We start from the raw sequence: 12,346 nt of genomic DNA on the forward strand, positions 1-12,346 counted from the left end.
CCTTGACCGGTGTCGGCCGTGGATCTCGTTCTGCTCCTGCTCATGCTCGTGTTCGCGATCAGCGGATACCGTCAGGGCTTCGTCATCGGGGCGCTGTCGTTCTCCGGGTTCTTCCTGGGCGCGCTCATCGGACTCCAGGTCGGGCCGATGCTCGCCCGCCAGTTCATCGACAGCGGGACGCGGGTGCTGGTCTCCCTGGTCGCCGTCTTCGGGCTCGCCGTCCTCGGCCAGGCGCTGGCCGGCTGGCTCGGCTCCCACCTGCGCCGCACGATCACCAACGACGTCGCCAGGCGGGCCGACGACATCGGCGGCGCGTTCGTCTCGATCCTCGCGGTGATGCTGGTGGCCTGGCTGGTCGCCGTACCGCTGGGTTCCTCGTCGCTGCCCTGGCTGGCCGCCTCGGTCAAGAACAGCGCCTTGCTGACCGTGGTGGACCGGGTCCTGCCCGACCAGGCCCAGGAGTTGTCCACGGCGCTGCGCGACACCGTCGACACCAACGGTTTCCCCGACGTCTTCAACGGGCTGGGCCGCACCTCGGCCCGGCAGGTCGCCCCGCCGGACCCGGCGCTCGCCGGTTCGCAGGTGGTGGCGAACAGCCAGCGGGCGGTGGTGAAGGTGCTCGGGTCCGCGCCGAGCTGCTCGCGCCGGATCGAGGGTTCCGGCTTCGTCTACGCCGACGACCGGGTGATGACCAACGCGCACGTCGTCGCGGGCACCCGCTCCGTCGCGGTCGAGCTGCGCGGCGAACGGTACGACGGGGTGGTCGTCGTCTACGACCCGGACCGCGACCTCGCCGTGCTGCACGTGCCGGGGCTGCCCGGTCCGTCCCTGCGCTTCGCCGCCGGGCAGGCCGGCAGCGGGGCGGACGCGATCGTGCTGGGCTTCCCGCTCGACGGCCCGTACGACGCCCGCCCGGCCCGCATCCGTGACGTCGACCGGATCGAGGGCCCGGACATCTACAACGCCAGCAAGGTCAACCGGGAGATCTACACCATCCGGGCGCTGGTCCGCAGCGGGAACTCCGGCGGGCCGCTGGTCTCCTCCAACGGGCTGGTGCTCGGGGTGATCTTCGCGGCGGCGGCGGACGACCCGAACACCGGCTTCGCGGTGACCGCCGAGGAGGCCCGGCCGGTGGCGCTGGCCGGCGCGGAGCGTACCCGGGGAGTGGGCACCGGCGACTGCACCTGAGCCCCCGGACATGGCCCGACGGCCGGGGCCGGGGCGTCGTCGCCGGGTGGTCAGCCGCCGGCCGGCGCGGTGGCCGGGGCGTCACCACCGGCCGGGGTGAGGCCGGGCAGCTTGGCCCGACCCCAGGTCAGCGACCTGTCGAGCACCGCCCGCGCCATGATCGCCACGCAGGTGCCGCCGTTGACGAAGGACGCCACCACGTCGCTCGGATGGTGCATCCCCCGGTACATCCGGGTCACCGCCACCCCGACCGGGACCAGCACCAGCAGCGTCCACCAGGTCACCTTGCCGGCGGTGCTCCGGGCCCGCAGCGCCAGCAGCAGCGCGATGCCGACATAGAGGGCGACCGACGCCGAGGTGTGGCCGGACGGGAAACTCGACGTCGGCGGCGAGACGTCCATGTGCTCCACCGCCGGCCGACGCCGGTCGATGGCCAGCGTGGTGAGCAGGAAGACCAGCGCCTGGGCGCTCACCGCCGCGCACAGGAACAGCGGCTCCCGCCAGCGGTGCAGCACCAGCCGGAGCACCAGCGCCACCAGCACGGTGACCACGACGATCAGCTGGGTGCTGGCCAGCGTGCTGAACACCAGTGAGACGTCGTTCCACCCCCCGGTCCGGTCGGCCGCCAGTTCGCGGTTGACCGCGTCCTCCACGGTGAACGGCCAGACGTCGTCGAGGACCCGGGTCACCAGCAGCCCGAGCAGGACCATGAACGAGAGCAGCAGGGCGACCGGAACGAGCACCCGCTTGGCGACCTGCGCAGCGATGGTGGACATGGCCGCCCAGTACCCGGAGCGCGGGGCCGCTACGCGTGCGGGTCGGTCTGCTCCGGCGCGACCCCGTCGACCGTGGCCCGGCCGTCGGGCAGCCCGACCCGCTCCCGCCAGGTACGGAACGCCGCCGCGGTGGCCGCCACCACCGCCACCCCGAGCAGGCAGCCGCCGAGCACGTCACTGACCCAGTGCACACCCAGCGCCACCCGGCTCAGACAGGTCACCCCGACGAGCAGCACGGCTACCGTCCACAGCGCCACCCGGACCGCCGGACGACCCCTGGCGAACGGCAGGAACACCAGCAGCAGCACCCCCGCCGCGAGGGTCGCGTTCAGCGCGTGCCCGGATGGGAAGGAGAACCCGGCGGCCCGCGCCACCGGATCGAGCAACTCCGGGCGGTCCCGGCCGACGAGCAGCTTCAGCACCGCCCCCAGCGCCCCGCCGACGGCCATCGTGGTGACCACCCAGAGCGCCAGCCGGCGGGCCCCGCGACGCCACAGCCACACCACCACGACCAGCGCGGCCACCCGCAGCGGTCCCGGCGAGGCCAGGTGCGTCCACGCCGTCATCCCCCGCACCCACAGCGGATGGTCGGCGGCGAACCGGTGCAGGGCGTCGGTGACCGCCGCGTCCAGGTCGTGCAGCGGCGGCCAGGCCCCGACCACCAGCACCGCCAGCAGCGCGAACGGCACCAGCACCAGGAACGCCGCCGCCGACGCCAGGGTCAGCCGCAACCCGAGCGAACGGTCCCGGTCCAGGCGGCGGTCCCGCCAGGACCGGGCCGACGGGGACACGGAGGTACGCGGACCGGAGGAACTCATGCGCCCTGCTCTACCCACCCGAACCCGCGCTCAGGCCCGGTTCAACGACTCCGCAGCCGGAACCGACGGACCATCATCGCGACCCCGGTGACCAGTGCGGCCACGACCGCGACACCCGTCCACAGCCGACGGGGGGCGTCCTCGCCGGCGGCACCGGCCGGCTGGGCCGTCCACCGGGTCTGCTGGCGGGGCGCGGCGAACCCGAGCGGGTCGCTGCCGGTGCCACCGGCGCGGGCGTCGTCGGCGGAACCGGGTGCCGGCCCGAACCCGACCACCCCGGGGGAGTCGTTGTCGTCCAGCGGGTTGTAGCCGATCAGCGGCACGTCGGCGGTGAGCGCGGCCACCGGGTCGACCCGGCCGTACCCGAAACGGTCGTCCCGGCCGACGGGGCCGATGTCCTTCGCGGTGCTCAGCAGCCGGTTCACCACGTCCCCGGCGGACATCTGCGGGTAGCGGGCGCGAACCAGGGCGGCGGTCGCCGTGACCAGCGGCGCGGCGAAACTGGTGCCCTGCACGCCCCAGTAGTTGCTCGGCGGGCGGGCCCCGACCAGACCGGTCGCCGGAGCGGTCAACGTGGTGGCGTGACCGGTGATCGAACCGGACCAGAGGTTCTCGCTGTCGCGTTCCAGACCGGCCACCGCGATCACCCCCGGCTCCCGCGCCGGGTACCAGACCTGCGAGGTGGTGGACGTGGCGACGTTGCCGGTGCAGGCGACCACCACCACGTCCCGGGCGAACGCGTAGTCCAGCGCGGCGGCCAGGGCCGGGCTGTCGCCGCTGCCGCCCAGGGAAAGGTTGATCACCCGGGCGCCGTTGTCGACCGCCCAGCGCACACCCTTGGCGACGATCATCGCGTCGTCGTAGCGGTTCTCGTCGTCGAGCACCCGGACGGGCAGGATGCGGGCGTCCGGCGCGAGCCCGACCACCCCCCGCCGGTCGTCGCCCCGCCCGGCGATCAGGCTGGCCACCGTGGTGCCGTGCCCCACCGGGTCCGGCTCGTCACCGCCGCCGGGGGAGACCAGGTCCATGCCGGGCAGCACCTGGCCGACCAGGTCGGGATGGTTGCCGTCCACCCCGGAGTCGATCACCGCCACCGTGACGCCCCGCCCGGTCGAGGTACGCCAGGCGGTCGCCGCGTTCAACTCGTCGAGCTGGAACTGGTCGTCGCGGACCCGGTCGGCGCGCGCCTGCACCGGGGCGAAGTCGGGCTCGGCCCGTGCCCCGACCAGGGTGGACGACGGCAGAGGCGCAGCGGACGCGGGCGGCGGGGCCGTGCCGAGCACGGTGACGGTGGTCGCCGCGACACCGAGCAGCGCCCGCCCGGCGAACCGGTGCAGCGCCGTCGGAGAGCCCTGCCGAACCCTGGTCACATCGTCAGCCATTCATCACGTGGGACACATGCTGCTCGGAGATTACCGGTTCCGGCTGCCGACACGGCACGTTCCGGCACACCCGGATCACGGTGGCGGAAGATGTGCCAGCTGAACGAGGCGGACCCCCTCGCGCCGGGTGACCAGCCGACCACGCCCCGCCGGCAGCGGACCGGGACGGACCGCGCCGACCAGCTGCCCCTCGTCGGGGCTGCCGCTCATCACCAGACCGGCGGTGGACAGCTCCCGCAACCGCTGCACGACCGGCTCGTACTGGGACCGGCCCGCGCCACCGCAGCGGCGGGCCAGCACCAGGTGCAGGCCGACGTCCCGGGCCTGGGGCAGGTGCTCCTCCAGCCCGCGCAGCGGGTTCGCCGGGCCGCTGGCCACCAGGTCGTAGTCGTCGACCAGGATGAACAACTCCGGGCCGGACCACCAGGAACGGTCCCGCAACTGGGCCGGGGTGACCTCCGGGCCGGGCAGCCGCCCGCGCATGTAACCGGCGACCGACTCGATCAGCTCGGTGGTGTGCGCCGCCGCCGTGCCGTACCCGATCAGGTGGTCGGTCTCGACCGTGCCGAGCAGGCTGCGCCGGTAGTCGACCAGGATCACCCGGGCCTGCTCCGGGGTGAACCGGGTGACGATCGAGGTGGCCAGCGCCCGCAGGAACGACGACTTGCCGCACTCGGCGTCGCCGAAGACCACGAAGTGCGGCTCGGTGGCGAAGTCGAGCAGCACCGGCCGCAGGTCCGCCTCGGCGATCCCGACCGGGAACGCCAGGCCGGTGCCGGCCGAGGTGTCCAGGTCGGCGTACGGCAGCACCGGCGGGAGCAACCGCACCCGGGGCGCGACCGGCCCCGACCAGGCACCCGCCACCGCCTTCACCAGATCTGCGGTGTCCCCGCCGGTGAGCTGCGGCAGGGCGGTGAGGAAGTGCAGGCTCTGCGCGGTGATCCCCCGCCCCGCCTGCTCCGGCACGCCGGCCGCCGCCACCCGCTTCACCACCGAGTCGGACGGGTCACCCAGGCGCAGCTCCAACCGGGACCCGAACAGGTCCCGGATGCCGGGCCGGAAGTCCAGCCAGCGCACCGCGCTCGCCACGACGTGCACCCCGTAGGACAGGCCCCGGGTGGCCAGGTCGGTGATCAGGGGTTCCAGGTCGTCGTACTCGCCGCGTAGGGTGGCCCAGCCGTCGACGACGAGGAACACGTCACCGAACGGGTCGACAGGGGGCTGACCGGCGGCGGCCAGCTCCCGCCGCCGCTTGCGCCACGCCGCCATCGACTCCACACCCAGCTCGGTGAAGCGGCGTTCCCGTTCGGCGAGCAGCGTGGCGACCTCCCCGACCGTCCGCCGGACCACGGTCGGGTCGGCCCGGCCGGCGACCCCGCCCACGTGCGGCAGTTCCCGCAGCGCGGTCAACCCGCCGCCGCCGAAGTCCAGGCAGTAGACCTGCGCCTCGGTCGGGGTGTGGGTGAGCGCCAGCGCGCAGACCAGCGTCCGCAACGCGTGCGACTTGCCGCTCTGCGGCGCGCCGACCACGGCCACGTGCCCGGCGGCCCCGCCCAACGCCAACCACAGCAGGTCGCGGCGCTGCTCGTACGGCTTGTCGACCACCGCCACCGGCACCTGGAGGCCGCCGTGCAGCTCCGGGTTGGCGAAGGTCAGCCCCCGTTCGGGGTCGACGCCGGGCGGGCCGAGCAGCTCGTCGAGGGCCGGTGCCAGGTCCAGCGGCGGCAACCACACCTGGTGGGCCGGCGGCCCCTGCCCGGCCAACCGGCCGACCAGCGTGTCGAGCAGGCTCCCCGACGCCTCCTCGACGACAGGTGGGGTCACCGGGGCGGCCGGTTCGGGCACCGGCACGACATGGGTGGTGAAGGCGAGCAGCCGGGCCGCCCCACCGCCGCCCCCGACCGGACCGCCGTGCCGACGCAGCGGACCGGACACGTACGCGGCCCGGAACCGCACCAACGGGTCGGTGCCGGCGCGCAGGTAGCCGTGCCCGGGGGAGCGGGGCAGCTCGTGCGCGTCAGGCACCCCGAGCACCGTGCGGGACTCCAGCGCCGAGAAGGTCCGCAACCCGATCCGGTACGACAGGTGGGTGTCCAGGCCGCGCAGCCGCCCCTCCTCCAGCCGCTGGCTGGCCAGCAGCAGGTGCACCCCGAGTGACCGGCCCAGCCGGCCGATCTGCACGAACAGGTCGATGAAGTCGGGCTTGGCCGAGAGCAGTTCGGAGAACTCGTCGCAGACCAGCAGCAGCGACGGCAGCGGGGCGAGCGGCGCGCCGGCCGTCCGGGCCCGCTCGTAGTCGCGCAGGCTGGCGAAGTTGCCGGCCCGGCGCAGCAGCTCCTGGCGGCGCATCAGCTCGCCGTTGATGGCGTCCACCATCCGGTCGACCAGCGGTAGCGCGTCGACCAGGTTGGTGATCACGGCGGCGGTGTGCGGCAGCCGGTCGAAGGAGGCGAAGGTGGCCCCGCCCTTGAAGTCGACCAGGACGAAGTTGAGCTGTTCCGAGCTGTGCGTGGCGGCCAACGCCAGGACCAGGGTTCGCAGCAACTCCGACTTGCCGGAACCGGTCGCGCCGATCAGCAGCCCGTGTGGGCCCATCCCGTCCTGCGCCGACTCCTTGAGGTCCAGCTCGACCGCGCCGCCGTCCGGGCCGACCCCGATCGGCACCCGCAGCCGGTCCCGGGGCGACCGGGGCAACCACCCCTGGTCGGCGGTGAACCCCTCCGGGTCGCCCAGCCCGAGCAGCTCGGGGAGGCCGGGCTCGGCCCCGGGGGCGGCCTCGGCGCCCCGGGCGACGGCGGCGAGCCGCAGCGGGGCGAGCCGCCGGGCGACCGCCTCCGCGTCGACCACGTCCAGCCGGTCGGCGGTGCCCACCTCGGCGTGCCCCTCGGCCGACCAGGAGTGCAGCCGGCCGGCGCGGATCTCCAGCAGCAGGGCGAACCGGTCCAGCAGGCGCGGCGGCGGGGTGTCCAGGTCGAGTACGGTGACCGCGTCGATGCCGCCGTCGCCGGTCAGTTCGGTGGCGTCGGTCAGGTCACCGCCGTCGAGGAGCACCACCACGTGCGGGCCGTCGGTGGCCGGCCCGGCCGGGCTGAACCGGGACCGGCTGGCCAGCACGTCGCCGAGGAGCCGTTCCAGGTCGACGGCGGAGCTGGTGACCAGCCGGACGGGACCGAGCGCGTCGACCCTGCTCGGGTGGTGGGCGTGCGGCAGCCACTTCACCCACTCCCAGTGCCGACGCCGTTCCGGGCCGGCGCAGACGGCGACGAGCAGCTCGTCGGGGGCGTGGAAGACGGCGAGCTGGAGGAGCATCGCGCGGGCCAGCGCCTGCGCGTCGGGCGAGCCGGTGCCGACGCTCTGCGCCGCCCCGCCGGGGCCGGCCGGCTGCCCACCCCGGACGAAGACCCGGGCGAAGCTGCGCAGCGACAGCGCCACCGGCAGGTCCGGCACCACCGAGTACGCGTCGAGGAACCGCCGCAGCGCCCCCGCGGTCATCGGTTCCAGCTCCTCCAGCGGTCGGGTGACCGGCGGCACCAGCGGGGTGGCCAACGTCTGCGGACCGACGGCGACCCGCACCACGCCGAAGTCGGGGTCGCCCGGCCGGCGTTCCCAGACCCGGTGACTGTCCACCGTCGACCAGAGCCGGCCCGGGTCGGGATGCCGGTAGTAGAGGCCGGCCCGCTGCTGCCGGGCGGTCTGCCGGACCCGTCGCCGCAGGGTGGTCAGGTGCCGCAGGTACTCCCGGCGGGCGGCCATCATCTCCGACTTCCCCGGGCTGCCGGTGGCGCTGCCCCAGGAGGTCATCAGCATCGCCACCGAGGAGAGCCCGAACATCGCGCCCACCACGTACGAGTAGGCGCCGCCGCCCCGGCCGAACATCATCGCCATCGCCACCGTGCCACCGAGCATCGGCAGCACCATCAGCGCCTGCTGCCAGCGTCCGCCGTTGACCACCGGGATCTCGGGCGGACCCGCCACGGGCAGCTCGCCGACCGGGATCTCCGGGGCGGGCCGGCGCGGTGGCCGCTTGATGACGACAGTGGACAAAAGCACCTCCCTGTGGCGCTCGGTAACCCGAACCTGGCTCATCGTAGGTAAAGTGCGCGTCGTCCGTCAGCCGCCGCTCCCGATCGATATGGAGTCCAGTCGATGACCATCGGGCTGGCCAGGGTCACCATCAGCGCGCCCGGGCGACGCGTCGACGTGGCCCTGCCGGAGCAGATCCCCCTGGCCGAGCTGCTGCCCGAGGTGCTCCGGCACGCCGGGGAGGGGCTGGCCGACGACGGCGAACGGCACGGCGGCTGGGTGCTGCGGCGTACCGACGGGGCGGTGCTGGTCACCGCTCAGCCGCTGCTCCCGCAGGGGGTACGCGACGGCGAGGTGCTGCACCTGGTGCCCGCCCACGACCAGTGGCCCGAACTGGAGTACGACGACGTGGTCGAGGCCATCGCCGACGGCGCGCGCCGCCGGGGTGCGGCCTGGTCGCCGGCGACGACCCGGGCGGCCGTGCTGGCCGGCGCGGCCGTCCCGCTCGCCGTGGGGCTGCTCGCCGTGCTGGCCGCCGGTCCGGGGCAGCCCGCCGCCTGGCCCGCCGCGGTCGCGGTCGCGCTGCTGCTCACCCTCGCCGGCACCGCCGCCTCCCGGGCGTACGGCGACGGCCCGACCGGGGCCACCCTCGGCGGCTACGCCCTGCCGTACGCCGCCGCAGCCGGTGCGCTCGCGGTCAGCTCGGGCGACCCGGTGGGGGCGTTCCGGCCACTGCCCTGGCTCGGCGCGCCCGAACTGCTCGCCGGGGCGGTGGCGCTGCTCCTGGCCGCCGTGCTGGGCCTGCTCGGCGTCGCCACCCGGCTGCGGGTCTTCGTGGCCGGCGCGACGGCCGGCACGGTGGGCACGCTCGCCGGTCTGGGCGGGCTGCTGCTCGACCCGGCCGGCACCGCCGCCGTGCTGCTCTGCGTACTGGTCTTCGTCCTCGGGGCGCTGCCGCTGCTGGCGATCCGGCTGGGCAAGGTGCCGCTGCCGCCGATCACCCTGCCGGCCGGCCCCACGGGTGGCCCGGACGGCGTACGGGACCTGCCGGACCGGGCCCGGGTGCACACGGCGGTGGCCCGCAGCGAGGAGATGCTGACCGGGATGCTGCTGGGGCACGCGGTCGCGGTGGTGGCCGCCGTGCTGGTGCTCGCCGCCGACGGTGGGCCCGCCGGACGGGTGCTGGTGGCCGTCGGCGCGGCGGTTCTGCTGCTGCGGTCCCGGACGTTCGTGGCCGTCCGGCACCGGGTGCCCCCGGTCACGGCCGGGCTGGCCGGGTTCGCGGTGCTCGGGGCGGTGCTCGCCGACCGGCCCGGTGCCCCCGGTCTGCTGGCGTTGAGCGGGGGCGGGCTGGTCGTCGCCCTGCTCGCCGTCGCCGCCGGCACCACGTACGCCAGGCGGCCGGTCTCGCCGTACCTCGGTCGGGTGGCCGACCTGAGCGACACCGCGCTGGTGGTGGCGGTGGTCCCGGTGGCCTGCGCGGTGCTGGACCTCTACGACGCGGCCCGGGGCCTGCTGGGTTGACCGCCGCCGGCCGGGCGACGACGAAGGCCCGGACCGTCAGGTCCGGGCCGCTCGCGGCAAGCCGGTCAGTGCGCGGTGCCGCCCTGCGCCTCGGCGTCGCGGGCCCGCTGGTAGGAGGCCAGCACCTCGGCCTCGGCCTCGACCCGGCCGACCCAGGTCGCACCCTCGACCGACTTGCCCGGTTCGAGGTCCTTGTAGACCTCGAAGAAGTGCTGGATCTCCAGCCGGTCGAACTCGCCCAGGTGGTGGATGTCGCGCAGGTGCTCCTGACGCGGGTCCTCGTAGGGCACGCAGAGGACCTTGTCGTCGCCGCCCTTCTCGTCGGTCATCCGGAACATGCCGATGGTGCGGCAGCGGATCAGGCAGCCCGGGAAGGTCGGCTCGGGGACCAGCACCAGCGCGTCCAGCGGGTCGCCGTCCTCGCCGAGGGTGCCCTCGATGAAGCCGTAGTCGGCCGGGTACTGGGTCGACGTGAACAGGGTGCGGTCCAGCCGGATCCGGCCCGTCGCGTGGTCCACCTCGTACTTGTTGCGGTGACCCTTCGGGATCTCAACCGTGACGTCGAAATCCATCTCCCACGCTCCCTCGTCTGCCCACGCTGGCTGAACGGAACCACTGACGTCCCCGGTGCGGATGAATGGCCACCCGTCGGCTCCGGACGCCGCATAGTCTTCGGACCGAAGTAGTGTCACCCAGGCGAGTTCGGCGGCGGGAGGAGGGGGTCGTGGGGAGGGAAGATTCACACTACCGCCCGGAGGGGCTTGACGGTCGGGGATCGGGCCGGTCCGTGACCGGCGGTGCCACCGGTCGGGTCTCGGTGCCCGACGCGAACGTCCCCCGTCGCCCCGAGTCGACGCCCGAACCGCCGGTCACCGGTCGGACCGGCGAGCACCCGCCACCGCCGGCCTGGCGTCCGCCGTCGGCAGCCGGTGACCGGCCGGCCGTCGGGTCCGCCCCGGTGTCGCCCCCGTTCCCCCCGTCCGGTGCCGCCCCGGCCGTCGGTTCCGCGTCGGTCGCCGGTTCCGCCCCGGTTGCCGGCTCTTCCCCGCACCGGGGCGCGGCCCCGGTCGTCGGCCGTCCGGACGTGGCGTCGCCCCCTGCGGAGCCGTCGGCCCGTCCCGGTTCCGCGCCGCCCGCCACCGGCCCGTCGCGTCGGCGTCGACGGTGGGTGCCGGTGGTGCTGGTCGTCGTGCTGCTGGCGGGTCTCGCCGGCGCGGCGGCGGTGCTCCGCCCGGGCCCGGTCGCCGGCTGGCTGGGCGCGACTAGCACCCCGTCGCCCTCCGCGCGTCCCCCCGAGCCCGACCCGGTGCCGGTGCTCGCCGGCCCCGACGCCGCCGCACCGGCGCCGACCCCCGCCGGGGTACGCGCCGCAGTCGAGCCGCTGACCGTTTCCGCCGCCCTGGGCAGCCGGGTCAACCTGTCGGTGGCCGACGTGGTCACCGGCGAACCGCTGTACGCCAAGGGCGGCGACGACGCCACCGTGCCCGCCTCGGTCACCAAGCTCGCCACCGGGGTGACCGTGCTCAAGGCGCGGGGTCCCGGCTACCGGATCGCCACCCGGGCGGTGGCCGGGGCGAGTCCGGGCGAGGTGGTGCTGGTCGGTGGCGGCGACCCGACGCTGGCCGTGGACAAAAACGGCTTCTACCCCGGCGCGGCCCGCCTCGACGCGCTCGCGACGCAGGTCAAACAGGCCCTCGGCGGCACCGCGCCGACCCGGGTGGTGGTCGACTCCACGCTCTTCCCCGGCCCGGTCCACGGCCCGGGCTGGGACGCGGACATCCCGACCGGCGGCTTCGGCGCGTCGATCACCGCGCTGATGACCGACGGGGCACGCCGGGACCCGGTGGGGGCGCGGAAGAACTTCGCCGACAGCCACGGTGCGGCCACCCGGTACGCCGAACCGGACCTGGCCGCCGGCCGCTCGTTCGCCCGGCTGCTCGGCCTGCCCGAGGGCGGGGTGGTCCGGGGCACCGCACCGGCGGACGGCGGCGCGACGGCGACCGGCGCGCCCGCGCCCGGCACCGAGTTGGGCAAGGTCGAGTCGCTGCCGATGGTCCGGCTGGTCGACATCATGATCACCGACAGTGACAACGTGATCGCCGAGGCCCTGGCCCGCCAGGTGGCCCTGGCCCGCAACCAGCAGGCGTCCTTCGCCGGTGGCGCGGCGGCGACGGACGAGGTGATCGGCGAGCTGGGACTGCCGGCCGACGAGATCAGCCTCGCCGACGGCAGCGGACTGTCCCGGAGCAACCGGATCAGCCCCTCGCTGCTCACCGACCTGATCGCGGTGGCCGGCAACGGCACCCACCCGGAGTTGACCGCGATCTTCGGCGGCCTGCCGGTGGCCGCCTGGTCGGGCACCCTCGGCGGTCGCTACGAGTCGACGGAGACCGCCGCCGGAGCCGGCGTGGTCCGGGCCAAGACCGGCACCCTGACCGGGGTGCACGCCATCGCCGGCCTGGTCACCACCCGCGACGGCCGGCTGCTCACCTTCGCCGTGCTCACCGACCGGGCCCCGGCGGGCGACCCGGAGGTGACCCGGGCGGCGCTGGACCGGATCGCCGGCGCGCTGGCCGGCTGCGGCTGCCGCTGACCGGCGGCAGCCGACCTGCCCGGTGGGCGCGGCCTGTCCGGA

The 12,346-nt window shown here is 75.2% G+C and carries 8 protein-coding genes; 3 read left to right on the forward strand and 5 right to left on the reverse strand.

From position 1 onward, the window contains the following. Positions 1 to 9: 9 nt before the first annotated feature. Positions 10 to 1,188, forward strand: coding sequence for a MarP family serine protease (locus JQN84_RS05915; RefSeq protein WP_204957437.1), 1,179 nt, complete (start codon positions 10 to 12; stop codon positions 1,186 to 1,188). A 50-nt stretch (positions 1,189 to 1,238) separates the two neighbouring features. Here JQN84_RS05915 and JQN84_RS05920 read toward each other — a convergent pair whose 3' ends face one another. From JQN84_RS05920 to eccCa, 4 genes are all read right to left on the reverse strand, one after another. Further along, entirely contained in the window at positions 1,239 to 1,964 is a 726-nt protein-coding gene (locus JQN84_RS05920; RefSeq protein WP_204957438.1) for a phosphatase PAP2 family protein, read from the reverse strand. Between the two features lie 29 nt (positions 1,965 to 1,993). Further along, complete coding sequence (locus tag JQN84_RS05925) at positions 1,994 to 2,782, reverse strand: phosphatase PAP2 family protein (protein WP_204957439.1); 789 nt, start codon at positions 2,780 to 2,782, stop codon at positions 1,994 to 1,996. 41 nt (positions 2,783 to 2,823) lie between these two features. Further along, positions 2,824 to 4,164 carry a type VII secretion-associated serine protease mycosin gene (gene mycP, locus JQN84_RS05930; protein ID WP_204957440.1) on the reverse strand — a complete coding sequence of 447 codons (1,341 nt, stop codon included), beginning with the start codon at positions 4,162 to 4,164 and terminating at the stop codon, positions 2,824 to 2,826. A gap of 75 nt (positions 4,165 to 4,239) precedes the next feature. After that, positions 4,240 to 8,208, reverse strand: coding sequence for a type VII secretion protein EccCa (gene eccCa, locus JQN84_RS05935; RefSeq protein WP_204957441.1), 3,969 nt, complete (start codon positions 8,206 to 8,208; stop codon positions 4,240 to 4,242). Positions 8,209 to 8,310: 102 nt separating this feature from the next. On the opposite strand from eccCa, the gene eccD reads away from it, so the two are divergent. Continuing rightward, entirely contained in the window at positions 8,311 to 9,711 is a 1,401-nt protein-coding gene (gene eccD / locus JQN84_RS05940) for a type VII secretion integral membrane protein EccD (RefSeq protein WP_204957442.1), read from the forward strand. A 65-nt stretch (positions 9,712 to 9,776) separates the two neighbouring features. Here eccD and JQN84_RS05945 read toward each other — a convergent pair whose 3' ends face one another. Continuing rightward, positions 9,777 to 10,283, reverse strand: a complete 507-nt coding sequence (locus JQN84_RS05945; protein ID WP_204927072.1) for an inorganic diphosphatase — start codon at positions 10,281 to 10,283, stop codon at positions 9,777 to 9,779. Between the two features lie 512 nt (positions 10,284 to 10,795). Between JQN84_RS05945 and dacB the strand changes: the two genes are divergently transcribed. Then, positions 10,796 to 12,304, forward strand: coding sequence for a D-alanyl-D-alanine carboxypeptidase/D-alanyl-D-alanine endopeptidase (gene dacB / locus JQN84_RS05950; RefSeq protein WP_307821039.1), 1,509 nt, complete (start codon positions 10,796 to 10,798; stop codon positions 12,302 to 12,304). Positions 12,305 to 12,346: the final 42 nt, after the last annotated feature.

The organism is Micromonospora humidisoli, assembly GCF_016900955.1.
In the GTDB taxonomy this organism is placed as follows: Bacteria; Actinomycetota; Actinomycetes; order Mycobacteriales; family Micromonosporaceae; genus Micromonospora; species Micromonospora wenchangensis.

Bases quoted from the DNA above. Each gene is read 5' to 3' on its own strand.
- eccD (WP_204957442.1), top strand. From the start codon at position 8,311: ATGACCATCGGGCTGGCCAGGGTCACCATCAGCGCGCCCGGGCGACGC.
- JQN84_RS05920 (WP_204957438.1), bottom strand. From the start codon at position 1,964: ATGTCCACCATCGCTGCGCAGGTCGCCAAGCGGGTGCTCGTTCCGGTC.
- JQN84_RS05945 (WP_204927072.1), bottom strand. From the start codon at position 10,283: ATGGATTTCGACGTCACGGTTGAGATCCCGAAGGGTCACCGCAACAAG.
- JQN84_RS05925 (WP_204957439.1), bottom strand. From the start codon at position 2,782: ATGAGTTCCTCCGGTCCGCGTACCTCCGTGTCCCCGTCGGCCCGGTCC.
- mycP (WP_204957440.1), bottom strand. From the start codon at position 4,164: ATGGCTGACGATGTGACCAGGGTTCGGCAGGGCTCTCCGACGGCGCTG.